A 21328-nucleotide genomic window follows, 5' to 3' on the forward strand; every position below is an offset into this window, starting at 1 on the left:
GAAGTAAGAAGACCTCATGGGTTTGTAGCTCAGCTGGTTAGAGCACACGCTTGATAAGCGTGGGGTCGGAGGTTCAAGTCCTCCCAGACCCACCAATATCAGGGAGCAGTCTACAGGCATCAGGAATCAGATTGCGGCACAGCCGCACAAGAGACTGACGCCTGGCACCTGAATCCTGACACCCGGACAGGGGGCATAGCTCAGTTGGTAGAGCACCTGCTTTGCAAGCAGGGGTCATCGGTTCGATCCCGTTTGCCTCCACCACTTCAGGAATCAGGAATCAGGGAAAGCAACAACAAGTCTACTTTACAAATTAAAGCATACTGAAAGCAGTGCATACTGAAAGCAGTATTAACTCAGTATTCTTTGATTTGCGAAGTAAAGCCGGCAAAGTCGGTAACAAGCAACGCATCGATCTTTAACAAATTGGAAAGCCGAAATCAACAAACAAAGACAATGTTGGTTTGGATGGAGATGCAGGTTCTTGCAAGAGCCCGTATTTCAGCAAGTTAAAGGCTGCCTGAAAGGGTGGTTGCTTAACTTGCACAGCCAAGCCACAACAATTTGGGTGATGATTGTATCGGACACATTCTGAACACAAAAGGCAGAATGTGTCACACAACAAAGCAGTAAGCTTTATCAAAGTAAGTACTTCTAGCCTAGCCCCTAGTCAACGGGAGCGAAGCCAAGTCAAAGAGGTTCTTGAAATGATAGAGTCAAGTGAATAAGTGCATCAGGTGGATGCCTTGGCGATGATAGGCGACGAAGGACGTGTAAGCCTGCGAAAAGCGCGGGGAGCTGGCAATAGAGCTGTGATCCCGCGATGTCCGAATGGGAAACCCACCGCATTTTGTGCGGTATCCATAACTGAATACATAGGTTATGAGAAGCGAACCCGGAGAACTGAACCATCTAAGTACCCGGAGGAAAAGAAATCAACCGAGATTCCGTAAGTAGTGGCGAGCGAACACGGAAGAGCCTGTATGTGATAGCTGTTGAGATAGAAGAACAACTTGGGAAAGTTGGCCGTAGTGGGTGAAAGCCCCGTATTCGAAATCTCATCAGTGGTACTAAGCATACGACAAGTAGGGCGGGACACGAGAAATCCTGTCTGAACATGGGGGACCATCCTCCAAGGCTAAATACTCATCATCGACCGATAGTGAACCAGTACCGTGAGGGAAAGGCGAAAAGAACCCCGGGAGGGAGTGAAATAGAACCTGAAACCTGATGCATACAAACAGTGGGAGCGGACAAGTTCCGTGACTGCGTACCTTTGTATAATGGGTCAACGACTTACATTCAGTAGCGAGCTTAACCGGATAGGGAGGCGCAGGAAACCGAGTCTTAATAGGGCGACTAGTTGCTGGGTGTAGACCCGAAACCGAGTGATCTATCCATGGCCAGGATGAAGGTGCCGTAACAGGTACTGGAGGTCCGAACCCACGCATGTTGCAAAATGCGGGGATGAGCTGTGGATAGGGGTGAAAGGCTAAACAAACTCGGAGATAGCTGGTTCTCCCCGAAAACTATTTAGGTAGTGCCTCGAGCAAGACACTGATGGGGGTAAAGCACTGTTATGGCTAGGGGTCATTGCGACTTACCAACCCATGGCAAACTAAGAATACCATCAAGTGATTCCTCGGGAGACAGACAGCGGGTGCTAACGTCCGTTGTCAAGAGGGAAACAACCCAGACCGCCAGCTAAGGTCCCAAATGATAGATTAAGTGGTAAACGAAGTGGGAAGGCCCAGACAGCCAGGATGTTGGCTTAGAAGCAGCCATCATTTAAAGAAAGCGTAATAGCTCACTGGTCGAGTCGTCCTGCGCGGAAGATGTAACGGGGCTCAAATCTATAACCGAAGCTGCGGATTCAGGAATCAGACTACAGGAATCAGGAATCAGGATGAAAGCACAGCGATTCGAAGATTTGCAGGTATTTCAAAAGCGTACCGTATCTCCTTAGAGATACACCGCAGCAGTTTGGAATTTCCACAAATCGAACAATACGCACTGGCCGATTAAATTAGACGCGCCAGCAAAAGCATCTGTTCAAATCTTGCTGAAGGCTATGGCAAAAGAAGCCAGTCGCCAGCAGAATTTAAAAGATACATCCTGATCAGTATCGGCTCAGCAGACGAAATGCGCGTCTGGCTGCGATACTGTCTTGATTTACAGTACATCAGCAACACGGAATGGCAATATTGGCGAGAAACATATGAAGAAATCGCCAAAATGCTGCAAGGACTCAGTAAAAGCCTGAATAAATAAAGGCAGTTACTGATACCCGATTCCTGTAGTCTGATTCCTGGATGGTAGGGGAGCGTTCTGTAGGCCGAAGAAGGTGACTTGAGAAGGTTGCTGGAGGTATCAGAAGTGCGAATGTTGACATGAGTAGCGATAAAGCGGGTGAAAAGCCCGCTCGCCGAAAGCCCAAGGTTTCCTACGCAACGTTCATCGGCGTAGGGTGAGTCGGCCCCTAAGGCGAGGCAGAAATGCGTAGTCGATGGGAAACGGGTTAATATTCCCGTACTTTGATTTAGTGCGATGTGGGGACGGAGAAGGTTATGTCAGCGGCCTGTTGGAATAGGTCGTTCAAGCCGGTAGGTGGAAAGTTTAGGCAAATCCGGACTTTCATAACACCGAGAAGTGATAACGAGCGTCTACGGACGTGAAGTGACAGATACCACGCTTCCAGGAAAAGCCACTAAGCTTCAGCTAAATCAGAACCGTACCGCAAACCGACACAGGTGGGCAGGATGAGAATTCTAAGGCGCTTGAGAGAACTCAGGAGAAGGAACTCGGCAAATTGATACCGTAACTTCGGGAGAAGGTATGCCCTTTGATGTGAAAGACTTGCTCTGTAAGCATCGGAGGGTCGCAGAGAATCGGTGGCTGCGACTGTTTATTAAAAACACAGCACTCTGCAAACACGAAAGTGGACGTATAGGGTGTGACGCCTGCCCGGTGCTGGAAGGTTAATTGAAGATGTGCAAGCATCGGATCGAAGCCCCAGTAAACGGCGGCCGTAACTATAACGGTCCTAAGGTAGCGAAATTCCTTGTCGGGTAAGTTCCGACCCGCACGAATGGCGTAACGATGGCCACACTGTCTCCTCCTGAGACTCAGCGAAGTTGAAATGGTTGTGAAGATGCAATCTACCCGCTGCTAGACGGAAAGACCCCGTGAACCTTTACTGTAGCTTTGCATTGGACTTTGAAGTCACTTGTGTAGGATAGGTGGGAGGCTTAGAAGCAGGAACGCTAGTTCTTGTGGAGCCGTCCTTGAAATACCACCCTGGTGACTTTGAGGTTCTAACCCAGACCCGTAATCCGGGTCGGGGACCGTGCATGGTAGGCAGTTTGACTGGGGCGGTCTCCTCCCAAAGAGTAACGGAGGAGTTCGAAGGTTACCTAGGTCCGGTCGGAAATCGGGCTGATAGTGCAATGGCAAAAGGTAGCTTAACTGCGAGACCGACAAGTCGAGCAGGTGCGAAAGCAGGACATAGTGATCCGGTGGTTCTGAATGGAAGGGCCATCGCTCAACGGATAAAAGGTACTCCGGGGATAACAGGCTGATTCCGCCCAAGAGTTCATATCGACGGCGGAGTTTGGCACCTCGATGTCGGCTCATCACATCCTGGGGCTGTAGTCGGTCCCAAGGGTATGGCTGTTCGCCATTTAAAGTGGTACGTGAGCTGGGTTTAAAACGTCGTGAGACAGTTTGGTCCCTATCTGCAGTGGGCGTTGGAAGTTTGACGGGGCTGCTCCTAGTACGAGAGGACCGGAGTGGACGAACCTCTGGTGTACCGGTTGTCACGCCAGTGGCATCGCCGGGTAGCTAAGTTCGGAAGAGATAAGCGCTGAAAGCATCTAAGCGCGAAACTCGCCTGAAGATGAGACTTCCCTTGCGGCTTGACCGCACTAAAGAGACGTTCGAGACCAGGACGTTGATAGGTCGGGTGTGGAAGTGCAGCAATGCATGAAGCTAACCGATACTAATTGCTCGTGAGGCTTGACTCTATCATTTGAAGGACTTCGTGGTTCAGGGTTCAGACAACAGGCATCGGGAATCAGGAAAACTGATAACCGGGCTAATCTGAGCAGACATGAACGACAGAAGAAAATGAATAAAGCTTACTGAAGTCATGCGTTACACAGAAAGTGTGAGCATGCGATACACAGCATCACCCAACAAACACAGTTGATTTAGCCTGACAAACAGGCAACGGCTTACCGATTTGACAGTTTAAGTTTGGCGGCCACAGCGAGTTGGTCCCACGCCTTCCCATCCCGAACAGGACCGTGAAACGACTCAGCGCCGATGATAGTATGGATACCCATGTGAAAGTAGGTCACCGCCAAACACCCTATATAAAGCCCCTGATACTCACGTATCGGGGGCTTGTTCTTTGGGGGCAAGATAACAAGATTTAGGCTGCCTGAAAGCAGTAAATCTGCCCACACCGTCGCCAAATAGGCATAAAGCGCTGCTCTTGCAGGCAAAATCTGGGATAATCCCGCCCACGGGTGCCGCTCAGGTACCGAGAAGTCTATTAAAGGATACACACATGACTTGGAATACCGAAAACAGTGCCAGCCTGTACGGCGTTAATCATTGGGGTGACGGCTATTTTTTTGTGGGTGACAACGGTGACGTGATGGTGCGCCCGAATGGGCAGTCCGACACCGCGGTGAGTTTGTATGGATTGGTGCAGGATTTGCATGAGCAAGGGCAGGATTTGCCCATGCTGTTCCGTTTCCCGGATATTCTGCAAGACAGGGTAGCACGTTTGTGTGCGGCGTTTAACCGCTCTATCCGCAAAAACGATTACCAAGGCCGCTATACGGCGATTTACCCGATTAAGGTAAACCAACAGGAAAGCGTGGTTAAAAACATCATCATCCCCAAAAACGATGAAGTGTCGATTGGCCTTGAGGCCGGTTCGAAGCCGGAGCTGATGATTGTATTGGCCTTTGCACCCAGAGGCGGCACCATTGTGTGCAACGGCTATAAAGACCGCGAATTTATCCGCTTGGCCTTAATGGGGCAGCGCTTGGGGCACCAAGTATTTATTGTGATTGAAAAAGAAGCCGAAGTTGATTATGTGATTGAAGAATCAAAAAAACTCGGCGTTACCGCCAACATCGGTTTGCGCGTGCGTTTGTCATCCTTGGCCTCCAGTAAATGGGCGGACACCGGCGGCGACAAAGGCAAATTCGGCCTGTCTGCCGGGCAACTGATCTCGGCGGCCAATAAGCTTACCGCCGCCGGTTTGGGCGATACGGTGCGGCTGATGCATTTCCATATGGGCTCGCAAATTGCCAATATTGCCGACTATCGCACCGGCTTTAAAGAGGCCGTGCGTTATTTTGCCGAGCTGCGCGCCTTGGGGCTGCCGATTAATCATGTGGACGTGGGCGGCGGTTTGGGCGTGGATTACGACGGCACCCATTCGCGCAATGCCAGCTCCATCAATTATGATTTGGGTGAGTATTCGCATGTGATTGTGTCTATGCTGGCCGAATACTGCAATGAAAACGGCATTCCTCATCCGCATGTGTTTTCGGAATCCGGCCGCGCCATGACGGCGCATCATGCGGTGCTGGTGATGAATGTTACTGATGTGGAGCGGCTGCCGGATACCGTGCCGCCGATTGCGGATGAAGACAGCTTAAGCTTTCCCACCAAAAAACTGCTCGACAAGCTCAATGTGACCGACAGCGAAATGGTGACCGAAACCTACTACCGCATCAGCCACTATTTGGCCGAAGTCACCGAGCTGTATATCGAAGGCAAAATTCCGCTGGCGGAAAAAGCCTTGGCCGAACAACTGCACGCCGTGCTGTGCCGCCGTCTCAAAAAACAATTGCAGGCCAGCCAACGCAGCCAGCGCCAAGTATTTGACGACCTTACCGACAAACTGGCCGACAAGTATTTCTGCAATTTTTCGGTATTTCAAAGCCTGCCCGATACCTGGGCGATTGGCCAAGTGCTGCCGATTATGCCTATCCACCGCTTAGACGAGCAGCCCACCCGCCGTGCGGTGTTGCAAGATTTAACCTGCGATTCCGACGGCAAGGTGAGCCAATATGTTGACCAACAAAGCATCGAATCCAGCATGCCGATTCATGCGCTGAAAGAGCGCGAGCCGTATTTGCTGGGCGTGTTTATGGTGGGGGCGTATCAGGAAATTTTGGGCGATATGCACAACCTTTTTGGCGACACTGACTCGGTGAATGTGTTTGTGCACGACAACGGCACGGTGGCCTATGGCGGCATGGAAGAGCACGACACCATCGAAGACATGTTGCGCTATGTGCACTTGTCGCCGGAAGAAGTGTTGAATAAGTTTGAAGAAAAAGCCCGCTTGGCCAAGCTGGATGCGGTGAGCAGCAAGCAGTATTTTGCCGAATTCTGCCGTGGCTTAAAGCAGTCGTCGTATTTAAGCGTGGGCGACGAAGCCTAGCATACGGCAAAATATTTTCAGGCAGCCTTCGATGCTTTAAGGCTGCCTGAAAACATTTATCAAGAAAGACATCAACATGAACCACACCGATTTAAACCAAAAACGCCTCGACACCGAAGCCATGCTGGCCGAAGCCGATTTGCTGTTTGACCAAGCCACCTGCCAAACGGCACTGGAAACCATGGCTGCCGCCATCACCGCCGAGCTGGGCGGCAGCTATCCTTTGCTGCTGCCGGTAATGGGCGGGGCAGTGGTGTTTACCGGCAAATTGCTGCCCTTGCTGCGCTTTCCGCTTGATTTTGACTATGTGCATGTGTCGCGCTACGGCGACAAGCTCGAAGGCGGCAACTTTCATTGGTCGCGCGCGCCGCAAAGCAGCGTGGAAGGCCGCGATGTGCTGATTCTGGACGACATTCTCGACGAAGGTCACACTATGGCTGCCATCAAGCAGCATGTGCTCGATTTGGGCGCCAAGTCGTGTCACACCGCCGTGTTTGCCAATAAGCTGATTAATAAGCCCAAACCGCTGGTGGCGGATTTTGTTGGCCTGGATGTGCCCAACCGCTATGTGTTCGGCTACGGCATGGACGCCGCCGGGGCGTGGCGCAATCTGGACGCCATCTACGCCTTGGCCGGGCATTAAGCCGCCGCCATGCTGAGTTCTGCCGATCTGGATTTCGACCGCCGCCATATCTGGCACCCCTATACCGGCATGACCGCGCCACTGCCGGTGTATCCGGTGGTGCGTGCCGAGGGCGTGCAGTTGTATTTGGACGATGGCCGTGCGCTGATCGACGGTATGTCGTCGTGGTGGTGCGCCCAGCACGGCTACAACCACCCCGCACTTAATGCCGCCATCAATATGCAGTTGCACGACATGGCGCACGTGATGTTTGGCGGCATCACCCATCCGGCGGCCATCCGCTTGTGCCAAAAACTATTGCCGATGCTGCCTGAAGGGCTGGAATGTGTGTTTTTGGCCGATTCCGGCTCGGTGGCGGTGGAAGTGGCGCTGAAAATGGCGCTGCAATACTGGCACAGCCTTGGCACGCCGCGCCACAAAATGCTCACCATCGCCCACGGCTACCACGGCGACACCTTCGGCGCCATGAGCGTGTGCGATCCGGTGAATTCCATGCACGGCCTCTACCGCCGTTTTCTGCCTGAGCATATCTTTGCGCCTGCGCCGCAAAGCCGTTTTGACGGCGAATGGCTGCCTGAAGACATCTTGCCGCTTCAGGCAGCCTTGCAGCAGCACCATGCCGATATTGCCGCACTGATTTTGGAGCCGATAGTGCAGGGCGCAGGCGGCATGCGCCTGTATCATCCCGAATACCTGCGCCAAGCGCGGGCCTTGTGCGATGAATATGGCGTGCTGCTGATTGCCGACGAAATCGCCACCGGCTTTGGCCGTACCGGTAAGCTGTTTGCCTGCGAACATGCGGCGATTGCGCCGGACATCATGTGCGTGGGCAAAGCGCTCACCGGCGGCATGATGACCTTATCGGCCACCATCACCCGCCGCACCGTAGCCGACATCATCAGCCAAGGCGAAGCCGGGGTGTTTATGCACGGCCCCACCTTTATGGCCAATCCGCTGGCCTGTGCGGTGGCGGCGGCCAATCTGGATTTATTGGCGCAAAACCAATGGCAAGGCCAAGTGGCGGCCATTGAGCAGCAGCTTCAGGCAGCCTTGCTGCCCTTGCGGCAATGCCCTGCGGTGGCCGATGTGCGGGTGTTGGGGGCAATTGGGGTGGTGCAGATGCGCGCACCGGTGAACATGGCGGCGGCGCAGGCGTTTTTTGTGAACCAAGGCGTGTGGATACGCCCGTTTGGGCATTTGGTGTATTTGATGCCGCCCTATATCATCAGCGCGGTGCAATTGCAGATGCTCACCGATGCGGTGGCGGCGTATTGCCGTGGCGGGGTGGATTGATAGGGCAAGCCCGTTTCAGGCAGCCTGGCTGTGAATCAACGCGCTTAAAAAGCGGTCGCAACGCGCCAATTGCGCCAGCTCAATGTATTCATCGGCACGGTGCGCCTGCTCAATGCTGCCCGGCCCGCAAATCACCGTGTGCATACCGGCTGCCTGAAACTGGCCGCCTTCGGTGGCGTAAGCCACTTTGTGTTGCTGCGCATCGTCTACCAGTTGTGCTATCAATTCGTGCAACAAAGCATTGTCGGCCTGCCCCAGCGCCGGTACGTTTTCGCGCTGGGTCATTTCAATACGGCAAGCCGGGTCGACCGCCTGCATTTGCGGCTCCAGCATTTCGGCAATATGGCGGCGGATGGGCGCGGCCACGTCTTCCGGCTGCATGTGCGGCAGATTGCGGTAGTCAAATTCAAATTCACACAGCGCGGGGATAATGTTTACCGCCGTGCCGCCTTTAATGATGCCGGTAGAGAGCGTGGAAAACGGCACATCAAATGCCGCGTCCAAATCTTGGCGCCGTTGCAATTCGCCCGCCAGCTGGTTGATGTACACAATCAGCTTGGCGGCGTATTCAATCGCGTTAACCCCTTGCGGCGTGAGCGAAGAATGGGCGCTTTTGCCGTGTACGCGGCAGCGAAAGGTGTGGATGCCCTTGTGCGCCACCACCATGCGCATCGAAGTGGGCTCGCCCACAATGCAGTGCTGCGGGTTTAGCCCGCGCTGCGCCAGCTCGGCCAGCATCACCGGTGCGCCCAAACAGCCGATTTCCTCATCGTAAGACAAGGCAATGTGCAGCGGCTGCATTAGGCGGGCGGCCTGCATTTGCGGCACCGCCGCCAGCACTGCGGCAATAAAACCCTTCATATCGCAGCTGCCACGCCCGTAGAGACGGCCATCGGCGATGCGGGCGCTAAATGGGTCGGACGTCCACTGCTGCCCGTCCACCGGCACCACATCGGTGTGGCCGGACAACACAATTCCACCGGCGTGGCTACCATCGGCGGCGGGAATGGTAACAAACAAATTGGCTTTGGTTTGCGCACCATTGTGTGCCAGCCACGGCTGCAAACCAAGGCCGTGCAGATAATCGGCTACATGGTGGATTAACGCCAAATTGCTGTGGCGGCTGGTGGTGTCGAATGCGATTAAGGTTTTAAGCCACGCCACGGTGTCCATAAAATGCCCTTTTTGAATTTGCGCCACCATAGCATAAATTGGCTGTGGCAGTGCAACAATGGCAGTACAATACAGGCTGCCTGAAACCCACGGAATCCATAATGAAACAAACGTTTTACCTTAGCGGGCATGAATACATCGCCCTGTGCGACCTCTTAAAACACAGCGCCGTGGCCGACAGCGGCGGCCAAGCCAAGGCCTGGATTGCCCAAGGCTTGGTGCTGCGCAACGGTGTGGTGGAAACCCGCAAAACCGCCAAAATTCGCGCCGGTGAAGTGGTGGCCTGCCACGGCGCCGAATTGACGGTGGAGCCCGGCCATGACCCTGCTGAAACCTGAAGATTTACTGCCCGAGCCGGTGCGCCCGGAAGATTGGGAATGCTGCAACAGCGAATGCGGCGATGCCTGCATCCAAACCATTTATTGGAACGAAAAAGCCAAATACGATGCCCAGCAGAAATTATGGCGCGAGCAGCAAAATGCCGCACAAGACGCAGCAGATTAACAGCAAGGCTGCCTGAAAGAACCCCATGATTGATTTACACTGCCACTCCACCATTTCCGACGGTGCTTTAAGCCCCGCCGAAGTGGTGCGGCTGGCGCACGCCAATGGCTGCACTATGCTCGCGCTCACCGACCACGACCACACCGGCGGCCTGGCTGCGGCGCGTGCCGAAGCCGATGCGCTCGGCTTAAAGCTGATTAACGGTGTGGAAGTTTCGGTGACTTGGCGCCAGCGCACCATCCATATCGTGGGCTTGGATTTTGATGACGCCGATGCGCCGCTGCAAAATTTGCTAGCCCGCGTGCGCAGCGGGCGCTTGCAGCGCTTGCAGGCGATTGCCGACAAGCTGGCCAAAAAAGGCATTGACGGTGCTTATGAGGGTGCTTTGGCGCTGGCCGCCAATCCCGAAATGGCTTCGCGCACCCATGTGGCCGAATATTTGATTCAAGGCGGCCATGTGCGCAACAAAGCGCAAGCGTTCAGCAAATACTTGGGCGACGGCAAACCCGCCAGCGTGGCACACGAATGGGCGGCGCTGGAAGATTGCGTGGCGGCCATCAAAGGCGCAGGCGGCTTGGCAGTGGTGGCACACCCCATGCGCTATGGTTTATCGGCCACCGCCAAGCGCAACCTGTTTGCCGAATTTAAAGCCTTGGGCGGCGACGGCATCGAAGTACACAGCGGCAATGGCGACAAAAACGACCGCCTCAATTACGCGCTGTTGGCGGAGCGCTTCGGCTTTTTGGCCAGTGCGGGCAGCGATTTCCACCGCCGTGGCGACCACAGCGGCGGCATCTTGGGCGCCTGCCCCGATTTGCCGCCGCAATGTAAGCCGGTATGGGCGCATTTTGGCCAAGCCGGTATACAGGCGTAATATCGTTTACCGGAGTGGCGCACCTGCTTATCAAGGCTGCCTGAAAATGTAAAACCGCTATTACCGGATCGGATTCGGCATAATAGATTCGATGGTTTCAGGCCGCATTGGCCAATAAATGCCTAACTTCAGTTGTTTACTCAAAAAGGGAGAACATCATGCAACAATTCAGCATCAGCAACCACACCCAAAAACAAATCCAGCAATTTTTGGCCGAGCGCAATGTGGATTTGCAAACCGCCATGGACGACGAAGCCATGAACCGCGAGCTGGCCGCATTGCTGCACGCAGGCTTGCCCGCCATGGTGCGCAAATTCTACGGCCTGGCCAAAATGGAAGCGCTGTTTACCGATAAAAAAGACATGATTTACACCGCCATTGCCCAGCGTTTGCAGCAGGCAGAAGCCAAAAGCAAAAAATAAAACGGCGGGTGATGGATATATTGATTGTAGGGCTGGGCATAAAGCCTACCCCTACAAGGCTGCCTGAAATAAAAAGATACAATAAAGGAACCCAAACCATGGCTCAATTCTTTGCTATCCATCCCGACAATCCGCAAGATCGGCTGATTAAACAGGCTGCCGATCTCGTGCGCGGCGGCGGCGTGGTGGCCTATCCCACCGACTCCTGCTACGCATTGGGCTGCCAGCTGGGCGACAAAGCGGCGATGGAGCGTATTTTAAACATTCGCCAAATCGACCAAAAACATCACCTCACCTTAATGTGCGCCGACTTAAGCGAATTGGGCACCTATGCCAAAGTCGACAACAGCCAATTCCGTCTGCTCAAAGCCACCACACCGGGCAGCTACACCTTTATTTTGCAGGCCAGCAAAGAAGTGCCTGCGCGCACCTTGCACCCCAAACGCAAAACCATCGGCCTGCGGGTGCCCGACAACACCATTGCCTTGGCATTGCTGGCCGAGCTGGGCGAGCCGCTGCTCAGCTGCACCCTGATGCTGCCTGAAGACGACGAGCCGCTCACCGACCCTTACGAAATCCGCGACCGCTTGGAACACAGCGTGGATGCGATTATCGACGGCGGCTGGTGCGGCACCGAGCCCACCACGGTGATTGACATGACCGACGGCATCGAGCTGGTGCGCCAAGGCAAGGGCGATTTGGCGCCGTTTGGTTTGTAATACCAATTCGAAAAAATAACCTAACTGCGTTGGCTCGCCTTGCCGTACTAGGTGTACTGTCTGCGACTCGCCGCCTTGTTATCTTATTTTTCGAATTAGTATAAGGCTGCCTGAAACGCCGTTTTTGTGCAGTTAAACCGAAGCTTAGTACAGTTAGAATAATCGTTATCAACACAAGATGGAAAACATATGTTTCAAAATTTTGATTTAGGTATTTTCTTATTGGCGGTATTGCCGGTGTTGCTGGCCATCACCGTACACGAGGCGGCGCATGGCTATGCGGCACGGCATTATGGCGACCGCACGGCGGAGATGATGGGGCGGCTTACGCTGAACCCCATCAAACATATTGATCCGGTGGGCACGATTCTGGTGCCGGCACTGATGTTTATGTTTACACCGTTTTTATTCGGTTGGGCCAAGCCGGTACCGATAAATACACGCAATTTTAAAGACACGCGCATGGGCATGCGTATGGTGGCGATTGCCGGGCCGCTGTCGAACTTGGTGATGTGTTTTGGCTGGGCGCTGGCAATGGTGGCATCGCAATGGGTGCCGGAGTCGTTTCAAGAAGCCATGCAAACCATGAGCCGCTACGGCATCATCATCAATGCGGTGCTGTTTGTGCTGAATATGCTGCCGATTCTGCCGCTGGATGGCGGCCGTTTTGTGGACACGTTTTTGCCAGCCAAGGCATCGATGCAGTTTCAAAAAATCGAACCTTATGGCATGTGGGTGCTTATCTTGCTGCTGGTTACCGGCTTGCTGAGCAAAATCATGTATCCGTTTATCAGCATGATTTTGATGGCGGTGCAGCATTTTATGGGCTTGTTTGGTTAGGTTTCAGGCCGGGTTGGATTTTATGTAGGGTGCGCCTTGCGCACCGACAGCCAACACAATAATCTTGCTGGTGCGCGCGGCGCACCCTACTTGTTGCTTACAAAACCAACCGCCATCAAATCAACATGATAAAAGGCTGCCTGAAAGCAAAGCTTCTGCGAAGCTAAAGCGTTTCAGGCAGCCTTTTGTCTTATCCGGCGTTGTTTTAATAACCCAAACGCTGGCAAATGGTGGACACCAAGCCCGCTTGGTTTAGGGTGTAAAAATGCAGGCTGGGCGCGCCGTTGGCCAGCAAACGCTCGCACATTTGCGTTACCACATCTAAGCCTAGCGCTTTGATGGAAGCGGTGTCGTCGGCATAAGACTGCAATTTCAACCTCAGCCAGCGCGGGATTTCCGCGCCGCAGGTTTCCGAAAAACGCGCCAATTTGGAAAAGCTGGCAATCGGCATAATGCCCGGCACAATCGGAATGTTGACACCGCGGCTTTGCACTTCGTCTACAAACCAGAAATAGCTGTCGATATTGAAAAAATATTGGGTAATCGCCGAATCGGCACCGGCTTGGCATTTGCGCACAAAATGGTTTAAATCGTCTTCGGCGCTGCGTGCTTGCGGGTGGAATTCGGGATAGGCGGCCACTTCGATGTGAAACCAGCTGCCGAATTCTTCGCGTATCAGCGCCACCAGTTCATTGGCATAGCGCAAGCCTTGGCCGCCAAAACCCACGCCGGAAGGCACATCGCCGCGCAGTGCTACTACATGGCGGATGCCCATTTCACGATAGGTGCTGAGGATGTCAATCATCTCTTGGCGGGTGGCGCCCACGCAGGCCAAGTGTGGGGCGGCGGCAATGCCTTCGCTCATAATGTCGGTAATGGTTTGCAGTGTGCCTTCGCGGGTGGTGCCGCCGGCGCCGTAGGTGCAGGAGAAAAAAGCCGGTTGGTATTGGCTTAGCTGCTTGCGGGTAATCGCCTGTTTGCGGCGGCCTTCTTCGGTGCGGGTGGGGAAAAATTCAAAACTCAGTGCGGTTTGGTTCATGATGGCAGGCTCTTGGGGGCAATCAGACGGATTGCGCAAATGGTGTTTAATTTAGTAATTAATAAAGATTATAAAGCACTTGCTAAACAGCCAAGCCTGAAAAATATGATGTTGATAATGAATTAAATTCATTGTGCTGGGGTATTGGCGAGGCGGCCTGAAAAATAGGTCGTACCTGCGCAGGCAGGTGCCCAGTCTGAAGCAAAGCTTCAGTTGTACAAAATAAGGCAACTCGGCTTTGCAGAATCAAAGCGCTGCTTTGAACTGGGCACCTGCCTGCGCAGGTGCGACGGGCGCTGTGGAATATAGTGAAATGAAGAATAAAGTGATACAAGGCGAGCCAACGCCGTAGCACTTTTTTTATGATTTCAGGCAGCATTGGCCAATAAGTGCCTAACTTCAATTGAGAATACCCATTCTACAAAATAACCTAACTGCGTTAGCTGGCCTACGTGCCAATTAAACCCAGTAACTGTTGAAAACAAACCCCGGTGCACAGCGGCGCACCGGGGTTTGTTATGGTGTGGCGGTGTTATTTGCCTTCGCTTTGACGGCGTGAAAACTGGATGCCCAGCTGCTTGAGCTTACGGTATAAATGGGTGCGCTCCAAGCCCACTTTCTGCGCTACGCGGCTCATATTGTGGCCTTCTTGTGCAATATGGTATTCAAAATAGCGCCGTTCCAATTCTTCGCGCAATTCGCGCAGCGGTAGGTCGAAATTAAAGCCGCCCACCATTTCCGTGGGTTGGCTGAGAGTGAACTGGCTTAAGATGGTGGCCACGGCATCGGCGTCGACATCGCTTTTTTCGGCGGTGAGCGCCAAGCTTTTGACCACGCTGCGCAGCTGCGCCAGATTGCCCGGCCAATCGTATTGGCGCAAGGCATTGAGTGCGGCGGTGCTGAATTTAACCACCGGTATTTTTTGGCTTTCGGCCAGCTCGGTCACGATTTGATCCACCAGAAACACGATGTCGTCCATCTGGTTGCGCAAGGGCGGAATTGACACCATCAGCGAGGAAAGGGTGTTGAGCAGCTTGCTGTCTTGGTTGGGATCAGTAAGCATGTCTTGCAGGGGCTGGCTGCAGGCGCACACTAAGCGCACATGGTAGCGCTCGGCCTTGCTGAGCATAAAGCCGATGCCTTGTTGCACGGTTTTGCTGTATTGGGCGATGTCACCCACATACAAAATACCGCCATTGGCTTTTTGCAGCAATTCCACCGGCGCATCGGTGATTTGCTCGATTTTGGAAGGCTCTACCCACGGGGTATTGCTTTTGTGGAAGTAGCGCGCCACCAGTTCAAACGGTGAGCCGGATTCGCCGGTGAGCAGCACTGGCGCCTGGATTTTGGCGGCGCGCTCCAATTGCAGATTCAATTCTTTAATCACCGGGCCGTTGCCCAGTTTGTCGAGCGAGAGATTGGAGGCAGCCTGCATTTGGCCGTATTTGAGGGCGCGATCCACGGTGCTGAGCAGTTTTTGCAGGCTGATGGGCTTTTCAAGAAAGTCGAGTGCGCCGATTTTGGTGGCTTCCACGGCGGTGTCGATGCTGGCGTGGCCGCTCATCATCACCACCGGCATGGTGAGTTGGCCGGATTTGGCCCATTCTTTCAACAGGGTGATGCCGTCGCAGTCGGGCATCCAGATATCCAGCAACACCATGGCGGGGCGTGTTTGCTGGCGAAGCTGGCGGGCGGTGTCGGCATTTTCGGCCACGGTAACGGTGTGGCCTTCGTCTTGCAGGATTTCAGACAATAAGTCGCGAATGCCGACTTCGTCGTCCACAATCAGGATGTCACTGCTTCGCATCGTTTCTCACCAATAAGGGTAATGTTATTTTCACACAAGCACCGCCGGCTTCGTTGTTGGCCAGCTGGATGCGTCCGCCATGTTCTTCTATGATTTTTTTCACCACCGGCAGGCCTAGGCCGGTGCCGCTGGGTTTGTCGGTAACGTAGGGGTCAAAGGCGTGTAGCAGCATGTCTTTGCTAAAGCCTTTGCCATTGTTTGACACGGTTAAAACCATTTGTTCCTGTTGTGTGTGGCTGTGGAGGGTGATGGTGGGCGCCGCATCGCTGGCGGCGGCCTCGGCCGCATTTTTGAGTATATTGTGTATTACTTGGCGCATGGCGCCACTGTCGGCCGCTATCCACAGGGGCATATTACTTAAGTTAATTGAGAATGTACAATTTGCACCTTCATATAATACCAAAACTTCACGCACCAGCTCATTCAAATCCAAACTAATGAAATTGAGCGCCGGCGCACGGGCGTAATTGCGGAAAGCCTCCACCATGTCTTTCATTGCCGCCACTTGTTTGATAATGGTTTGGGTGGCGCGCTGCAAAATGGCGGCATCGGCTTCGCCCAGCTTGTCGCTCAGCTTCCATGCCAGCCGCTCGGCCGACAATTGGATGGGGGTGAGCGGATTGCGGATTTCGTGCGCCAGCCGCTGCGCCACTTCGCCCCAGGCGGCTTCTTTTTGGGCGCGCACCAATGCGGTGACATCATCGAATACCAGCACGGTGCCGTCGCCGCTGTCGGTGGGCAGCGGTGTGGCCTTGCCCAGTAAAATACGTGCTTCGTCTTGGTGGCTGTAGCTGATTTGTGCCGGGCGGTTTTGGTATTGGGTGGCCATAATCGCTTCAATCACTTCGGCCAGCATCGCTGCTTGCACATCGCCCTGCTGCAAGGCTTGCCAAGGCTGGTTTTGCCAGGGCTGTAGGCTTTGGCCGAGGATGTTTTCGGCGGTGTGGTTGTGGGTTTTGATGATGCCGTGGTTGTCTAGGGTAATCACGCCGGTGGTGAGGCTGTTGAGGATGTGCTCCAGATAATCGCGCGCGGCCTCTTGCTCGGCGCGGGCCACCCGCAATTGGGTGGTCATGTGGTTAAACAGGGTTTGCAGCCGCCCCAGTTCATCGTTGCGGTATACCGGCGCTTGCGGGCGCAAATCGCCTTGTGCCACGGCGCGCGCACTTTGCGCTAGCGCCAGAATCGGCTCTACAAAGCGGCGGGCAAAATACAGCGCCACCAATAAGGCCAGCGCAATCGCCAGCAAGGTGGCCATTAACAAGGTAACCAGAAAAAAGGTTTGCAGCCCTTGCTTGGCATAGCTGAGCTCGGCGTATTTGGCTCGCGCCGCTTCAATCAAAGTGGCATCTTTGGCCACTTGGGCGGGAATAGGCTGCCTGAAAAACAAGGCTTGCTGGCGGTGTGCGTTTTCAGGCAGCATCAGCCAGCCTTGGGCATATAAGGTGTTGTTGATGCTTTCGAGGTCGCGCAGCGAGCCGCTGCGCTGCAAAATGGCTTGGCTGTCGCGTCCCAACTGCGGTAATGGCAGGGCGTGTGGATTGTATTCGGCCAACGTGCGGCCGGTGTGCAAATCGCGCAGCAATAATTGGGTAAACTGTTTTTCCCGCCCGGCTTCACGTAGTAAGGGCGTGGGCGGGCTGTCGAGGGCTGCAGCGGCAATCAGCTGCACTTGAATGGCGGTGGCGCTGCGCAGGCTGTTATCCAGTGATAAATCCAGTGCCGATTTGCTTAGGCTTAGGCTGCGGTTAAGCGCTTCGGCAGTGTCGTTGCCAAACCAAGAGTCGATGCTGTGGCTGATGAATTGCGCCGATACACCAAACAAAAACAGGCCGGGCAATACCGCCACCAGCGTAAACATGATTGCAAGGCGGCGGGCGATTTGCGAGCCGAATTCATGCCGGCGGCTGCTGCGCACCAGCTGCCACACATATTTGCCCACCATGCCCAGCAAGGCCAGCAGCAACAGGCTGCTGAAGCCGAACACCCACCAGAAATAGGCCGACAAGGCGCTGGCGTTGCCGGTGGCCAGTGCCAATATATAGAGGGTTACCACGCTGAAAACCGCCATCACCAACAAGAAGCGACGCATGGCTGTATCCTATTCTGCGCGGATGGTGAGCGGCTGCCAGCCTGAATCAAGCTGCCAGTTTTTGGAAGTGAGCGCGTTGATTTGAAACGGCTTGGGCAATTGGCTGATGCTCAGGTTTAGACGCACATCGGCACGCACGTCGGCGCTGTTGCCCAAGGTGCCGCTGGCCAGCACTTTCCAGTTGGCCGCCCCGCCGATGGCGCGCAAGGCGGTGTCCAGATTGTTGTATTCGGTGGAAAAGGTGCCCATGCTCACGCGGTAGCGGTTGGTGAGCGGGTGGTAGGCTAAGCGGTAGCTAATTTGGTTGTCGCCGCCCATCAGGTTGTTGAAGCGGTTGCGGTAGGCGGCCAGCGTGGGCGCGGTGAGCTGGTAGCTCAAATCGAAATTCAACGGCACGCCTTGCAGCAAGGCCTGCTTGAGCTGGTCGGGCAATTCGGTGTTGAAGCGGGTGCTGATCGACAGTTGACCGTTGCTGGTGACCACGGCTTGCGCGCGGGTATTGCTGATGCCTTCGGCCAGGCTCCACGGGGCGGCCAGCAGCAGGCACAACAGCGCGAGCAGCGGGCTAAGCTTTGTCAATAAGCGCGTAGTAAAAGCCATCTTGTTTGCCGTTGGGTAACAAAACATGCACTTGGCGTGGGCGCGCATCGGCATGGCGGTTGAGGAAAGCGTCGTGTTGTTGCTGGTTTTCTGCGGGAAACAAAGAGCAGGTAGCCAAAAGCAGGCGCCCGCCCGGTTTTAAGGTTTGCCATAAAGCATCCAGCATACCGGCCTGCTGTTGTGCCATTTTGGCGGCATCTTGCGGCTGGCGCAGCCATTTGATGTCGGGATGGCGCCGCGCCACACCGGAGGCGGTGCAGGGCACATCGGCCAAAATGGCATCAAATGGCTTGCCATCATACCATGTGTTGGTTTGTTGTGCGTCTGCAACATGCAAGGTGGCGTGCAGGTTTAGGCGCTGTAAATTGTCGCTTACGCGCGACAAGCGTTGCGCATCCACATCAATGGCGGTGAGATTGCAGTCGGCCAGCTCCAATAAATGGCCGCTTTTGCCGCCGGGGGCGGCGCAGGCATCCAAAATCCGCTCGCCCGCTTGCGGGTTGAGCAAGGGCGCGGCTTGCTGAGCGCCCCAGTCTTGCACCGACACCCAGCCTTCGGCAAAGCCGGGAATGGCGCTCACCGGCAGCGGTTGTGCCAGCCGCACGGCGTAATCGCCCAGCGCATCGGCGGCAATACCGGCTGCCTGCAAGGTGGCCAGATAGCTTTCGGCATTGCCGTGGCGGCGGTTAACGCGCAAGGTAAGCGGTGGGTGTTGCTGGAAAGCGGCGGCAATATTGTGCCAATGCTGCGGATAATGGCGGCGCAAATCGGCCAGCCACCATGCGGGCAAGTTGTATTTGGCTTCTTCGTGCTGCAAGGCTGCCTGAACCAGATGGTCTTGCTCGCGCAAAAAGCGGCGCAATACGGCATTGGCCAGATTTTTATATGCGGGCGCGGTTTTACCGGCTTGGCGCACCGCTTCGTTGACCACGGCATGGCTGGCGTTGCGGGTGAAGCGCAATTGATACAGCGCCACCATCAAAATACTGTGCACGGCAGCGGGCGGCGGCGTTTTGAGCATTTGCCGCAAAAGCTGCTGCAACAGCCCGCGCTGACGCTGGCAGCCGTAGGCCATGTCTTGCAAAGCGCCTTTTTCGGCAGGGCTTAATTGCGGATATTGCTGCCACAGCTCGGCCAGTACGTCGCTCAAATTGCGCCCGGCAGCCACGGCGGCCACGGTGTGTGCGGCCAGGCGCTGTGCCTGTGCCATGCTCATGCTTGCGGCTCCGGTTGCGCCAGCACGCTGCCGGGAGCGATGGGCTTGCCCGCCACAAAGGCCGCTACCGGCATGGCTTTGCCACCGGCAGCCTGTACCTGCTGTAAAGACAAGGCTTGCTCGCCGCAGGCAACAATCCACTGCCCTGCTTCACCGGCCAATACCGTACCGGCGGCGCCGTGTTGGTTAACCACGGCAGCTTGCCAGATTTTTAGCGGCTGCTGTTGCCATGTGGTCCAAGCGCCGGGCACGGGATTGAAGGCGCGGATTTGGCGCTCAATCACGCTGGCGGGTTGGTGCCAGTCGATTTGGGCTTCGGCTTTGCTCAGTTTATGGGCGTAGGTAATGCCGGTTTGTGGCTGAGGTGTGGGCTGTAGGTTGTCCAACTGTTGTAAATCCGCAACAATTGCGCGTGCGCCGATTTGTGCCAAGGCATCGTGCACGGTTTGGGCAGTATCGGTGGGCTGAATGGCATAGCGATGGGTGCTGACAATGGCACCGGTGTCCAGCCCGGCGTCCATCTGCATAATGCACACGCCGGTTTCGGCATCGCCGGCAGCAATGGCGCGCTGAATGGGGGCAGCACCGCGCCAACGCGGCAGCAAAGAGGCGTGGATGTTCAGGCAGCCTCGGCGCGGAATGGCGAGGATTTCGGCGGGCAGCAGCAGGCCGTAGGCGGCCACCACCATCACATCGGCTTGTTGTGCGGCCAAGAGTGCGGCAGCTTCGGCGTTGCGCAAGGAGGCGGGTTGCGCCAGCGGCAAACCCAGCGCTTGGGCGGCTTGTTTTACCGGGCTGGCTTGCAGCTTCATGCCGCGGCCTTTGGGGCGGTCGGGCTGGGTGAGCACCAGCACCACGTCAAAACCGGCAGCGGCAATGGCGTGTAGGGCGGTGGCGGCAAAGTCGGGGGTGCCGGCAAAAATCACTTTGGTGGTCATGGGCGGGTTTCTTGGTGGATAAGCAGGCGGCTATTGGTTTTCAGGCAGCCTTGGAGCAGGTGCGTTGGCTGTATTTTATAGCGTGGTGCGGCTGCGCTTTTTCATTTTGGTTTTGATGCGCTCTTGCTTCAGTTTGGACAGGTATTCCACAAATACTTTACCCGCCAAATGATCCAGTTCGTGCTGAATGCAGATGGCGAGCAAGCCGTCGGCTTCTAGGGTGAAGGGCTGGCCGTGTTCGTCAAGCGCTTCTACGGTAATGGTTTCGGCGCGGGTGACGGTGTCGTAAATACCCGGTACGCTCAGGCAGCCTTCTTCGTAGGTGGTTTCGCCATTTTTATGGGTGATGGTGGGGTTGATAAACACCCGCAGTTGGTTGTGTTCTTCGGTTAAATCCATCACCACCACGCGTTCGTGCACGTTCACTTGGGTGGCGGCCAAGCCGATGCCACGTGCGGCATACATGGTTTCGGCCATATCGGCCACCAAAGTGCGGATGCGTTCATCCACTGCGGCCACCGGTTTGGCCACAATATGTAAACGTTCGTCGGGATAATGTAATATATTCAATAAAGCCATGTTGTCTGCTTCTCAGGTGGGGAAACAGTAGATTATCGACCCAGATGGTGCAAAATCTGCTGCATTCTTCAGAATTATTTGATAAATGGTCTAGCGCAGTTAACAGGAAATAGCCTAATA

17 protein-coding genes, 2 tRNA genes and 2 rRNA genes are annotated in these 21328 nt (G+C 54.9%); 13 read left to right on the plus strand and 8 right to left on the minus strand.

The window, feature by feature from the left end:
* The first annotated feature begins 18 nt into the window (after window positions 1-18).
* From JQU52_RS03375 to bioA, 7 genes are all read left to right on the plus strand, one after another.
* Window positions 19-95, plus strand: a tRNA-Ile gene (locus tag JQU52_RS03375).
* Window positions 96-189: 94 nt separating this feature from the next.
* Window positions 190-264 (plus strand) — tRNA-Ala (locus tag JQU52_RS03380).
* Window positions 265-714: 450 nt separating this feature from the next.
* A 23S ribosomal RNA gene (locus tag JQU52_RS03385) occupies window positions 715-4022 on the plus strand.
* A gap of 231 nt (window positions 4023-4253) precedes the next feature.
* Window positions 4254-4366, plus strand: a 5S ribosomal RNA gene (gene rrf / locus JQU52_RS03390).
* Window positions 4367-4570: 204 nt separating this feature from the next.
* Window positions 4571-6469, plus strand: a complete 1899-nt coding sequence (gene speA, locus JQU52_RS03395) for an arginine decarboxylase (protein ID WP_230339749.1) — start codon at window positions 4571-4573, stop codon at window positions 6467-6469.
* A gap of 76 nt (window positions 6470-6545) precedes the next feature.
* Complete coding sequence (locus JQU52_RS03400; RefSeq protein WP_230339750.1) at window positions 6546-7112, plus strand: hypoxanthine-guanine phosphoribosyltransferase; 567 nt, start codon at window positions 6546-6548, stop codon at window positions 7110-7112.
* 9 nt (window positions 7113-7121) lie between these two features.
* Entirely contained in the window at window positions 7122-8405 is a 1284-nt protein-coding gene (gene bioA, locus JQU52_RS03405; RefSeq protein ID WP_230339751.1) for an adenosylmethionine--8-amino-7-oxononanoate transaminase, read from the plus strand.
* Between the two features lie 15 nt (window positions 8406-8420).
* On the opposite strand, the gene argE is transcribed toward bioA, so the two are convergent.
* Complete coding sequence (gene argE / locus JQU52_RS03410; protein WP_230339752.1) at window positions 8421-9608, minus strand: acetylornithine deacetylase; 1188 nt, start codon at window positions 9606-9608, stop codon at window positions 8421-8423.
* Between the two features lie 71 nt (window positions 9609-9679).
* Between argE and JQU52_RS03415 the strand changes: the two genes are divergently transcribed.
* The 6 genes from JQU52_RS03415 (at window position 9680) to JQU52_RS03440 (ending at window position 12937) form a co-directional block, all read left to right on the plus strand.
* The gene (locus tag JQU52_RS03415; RefSeq protein ID WP_230339753.1) at window positions 9680-9916 is read left to right on the plus strand and encodes an RNA-binding S4 domain-containing protein; all 237 of its coding nucleotides are present in this window, start codon (window positions 9680-9682) and stop codon (window positions 9914-9916) included.
* Window positions 9897-10082 carry a hypothetical protein gene (locus tag JQU52_RS03420; protein WP_230339754.1) on the plus strand — a complete coding sequence of 62 codons (186 nt, stop codon included), beginning with the start codon at window positions 9897-9899 and terminating at the stop codon, window positions 10080-10082. Before JQU52_RS03415 ends, JQU52_RS03420 begins: the two co-directional genes overlap by 20 nt.
* A gap of 25 nt (window positions 10083-10107) precedes the next feature.
* Window positions 10108-10956 carry a PHP domain-containing protein gene (locus tag JQU52_RS03425; RefSeq protein WP_230339755.1) on the plus strand — a complete coding sequence of 283 codons (849 nt, stop codon included), beginning with the start codon at window positions 10108-10110 and terminating at the stop codon, window positions 10954-10956.
* A gap of 158 nt (window positions 10957-11114) precedes the next feature.
* On the plus strand, window positions 11115-11378 hold the full coding sequence (locus tag JQU52_RS03430; RefSeq protein WP_230339756.1) for a hypothetical protein: 264 nt from the start codon (window positions 11115-11117) through the stop codon (window positions 11376-11378).
* Between the two features lie 98 nt (window positions 11379-11476).
* Window positions 11477-12097: an L-threonylcarbamoyladenylate synthase gene (locus JQU52_RS03435; protein ID WP_230339757.1), complete on the plus strand. Its 621-nt coding sequence runs from the start codon at window positions 11477-11479 to the stop codon at window positions 12095-12097.
* Window positions 12098-12286: 189 nt separating this feature from the next.
* A complete protein-coding gene (locus JQU52_RS03440; RefSeq protein ID WP_230339758.1) occupies window positions 12287-12937 on the plus strand; it encodes a site-2 protease family protein in 651 nt (216 codons plus the stop codon).
* A 205-nt stretch (window positions 12938-13142) separates the two neighbouring features.
* On the opposite strand, the gene metF is transcribed toward JQU52_RS03440, so the two are convergent.
* From metF to def, 7 genes are all read right to left on the minus strand, one after another.
* Window positions 13143-13976, minus strand: a complete 834-nt coding sequence (gene metF, locus JQU52_RS03445; protein WP_230339759.1) for a methylenetetrahydrofolate reductase [NAD(P)H] — start codon at window positions 13974-13976, stop codon at window positions 13143-13145.
* 532 nt (window positions 13977-14508) lie between these two features.
* Complete coding sequence (locus JQU52_RS03450; RefSeq protein ID WP_230339760.1) at window positions 14509-15783, minus strand: sigma-54-dependent transcriptional regulator; 1275 nt, start codon at window positions 15781-15783, stop codon at window positions 14509-14511.
* Window positions 15770-17875, minus strand: coding sequence for a sensor histidine kinase (locus tag JQU52_RS03455; protein ID WP_230339761.1), 2106 nt, complete (start codon window positions 17873-17875; stop codon window positions 15770-15772). Before JQU52_RS03455 ends, JQU52_RS03450 begins: the two co-directional genes overlap by 14 nt.
* Before the next feature lie 9 nt (window positions 17876-17884).
* Window positions 17885-18475 (minus strand): DUF4390 domain-containing protein, encoded by a 591-nt coding sequence (locus JQU52_RS03460; protein WP_230339762.1) that lies wholly within the window; start codon window positions 18473-18475, stop codon window positions 17885-17887.
* The gene (rsmB, locus tag JQU52_RS03465; protein WP_230339763.1) at window positions 18441-19691 is read right to left on the minus strand and encodes a 16S rRNA (cytosine(967)-C(5))-methyltransferase RsmB; all 1251 of its coding nucleotides are present in this window, start codon (window positions 19689-19691) and stop codon (window positions 18441-18443) included. The genes JQU52_RS03460 and rsmB overlap by 35 nt, the downstream gene beginning before the upstream one ends.
* Window positions 19688-20629, minus strand: a complete 942-nt coding sequence (fmt, locus tag JQU52_RS03470) for a methionyl-tRNA formyltransferase (RefSeq protein WP_230339764.1) — start codon at window positions 20627-20629, stop codon at window positions 19688-19690. The genes rsmB and fmt overlap by 4 nt, the downstream gene beginning before the upstream one ends.
* Window positions 20630-20704: 75 nt before the next feature.
* Window positions 20705-21208: a peptide deformylase gene (def, locus tag JQU52_RS03475; RefSeq protein WP_230339765.1), complete on the minus strand. Its 504-nt coding sequence runs from the start codon at window positions 21206-21208 to the stop codon at window positions 20705-20707.
* Window positions 21209-21328 lie beyond the last annotated feature (120 nt).

Source organism: Paralysiella testudinis, from assembly GCF_016894345.1.
Classification (GTDB): Bacteria; Pseudomonadota; Gammaproteobacteria; order Burkholderiales; family Neisseriaceae; genus Paralysiella; species Paralysiella testudinis.

Coding starts and splice junctions, on each gene's coding strand:
- speA (WP_230339749.1), top strand. CDS start 4,571: ATGACTTGGAATACCGAAAACAGTGCCAGCCTGTACGGCGTTAATCAT.
- JQU52_RS03400 (WP_230339750.1), top strand. CDS start 6,546: ATGAACCACACCGATTTAAACCAAAAACGCCTCGACACCGAAGCCATG.
- bioA (WP_230339751.1), top strand. CDS start 7,122: ATGCTGAGTTCTGCCGATCTGGATTTCGACCGCCGCCATATCTGGCAC.
- argE (WP_230339752.1), bottom strand. CDS start 9,608: ATGGTGGCGCAAATTCAAAAAGGGCATTTTATGGACACCGTGGCGTGG.
- JQU52_RS03415 (WP_230339753.1), top strand. CDS start 9,680: ATGAAACAAACGTTTTACCTTAGCGGGCATGAATACATCGCCCTGTGC.
- JQU52_RS03420 (WP_230339754.1), top strand. CDS start 9,897: ATGACCCTGCTGAAACCTGAAGATTTACTGCCCGAGCCGGTGCGCCCG.
- JQU52_RS03425 (WP_230339755.1), top strand. CDS start 10,108: ATGATTGATTTACACTGCCACTCCACCATTTCCGACGGTGCTTTAAGC.
- JQU52_RS03430 (WP_230339756.1), top strand. CDS start 11,115: ATGCAACAATTCAGCATCAGCAACCACACCCAAAAACAAATCCAGCAA.
- JQU52_RS03435 (WP_230339757.1), top strand. CDS start 11,477: ATGGCTCAATTCTTTGCTATCCATCCCGACAATCCGCAAGATCGGCTG.
- JQU52_RS03440 (WP_230339758.1), top strand. CDS start 12,287: ATGTTTCAAAATTTTGATTTAGGTATTTTCTTATTGGCGGTATTGCCG.
- metF (WP_230339759.1), bottom strand. CDS start 13,976: ATGAACCAAACCGCACTGAGTTTTGAATTTTTCCCCACCCGCACCGAA.
- JQU52_RS03450 (WP_230339760.1), bottom strand. CDS start 15,783: ATGCGAAGCAGTGACATCCTGATTGTGGACGACGAAGTCGGCATTCGC.
- JQU52_RS03455 (WP_230339761.1), bottom strand. CDS start 17,875: ATGCGTCGCTTCTTGTTGGTGATGGCGGTTTTCAGCGTGGTAACCCTC.
- JQU52_RS03460 (WP_230339762.1), bottom strand. CDS start 18,475: ATGGCTTTTACTACGCGCTTATTGACAAAGCTTAGCCCGCTGCTCGCG.
- rsmB (WP_230339763.1), bottom strand. CDS start 19,691: ATGAGCATGGCACAGGCACAGCGCCTGGCCGCACACACCGTGGCCGCC.
- fmt (WP_230339764.1), bottom strand. CDS start 20,629: ATGACCACCAAAGTGATTTTTGCCGGCACCCCCGACTTTGCCGCCACC.
- def (WP_230339765.1), bottom strand. CDS start 21,208: ATGGCTTTATTGAATATATTACATTATCCCGACGAACGTTTACATATT.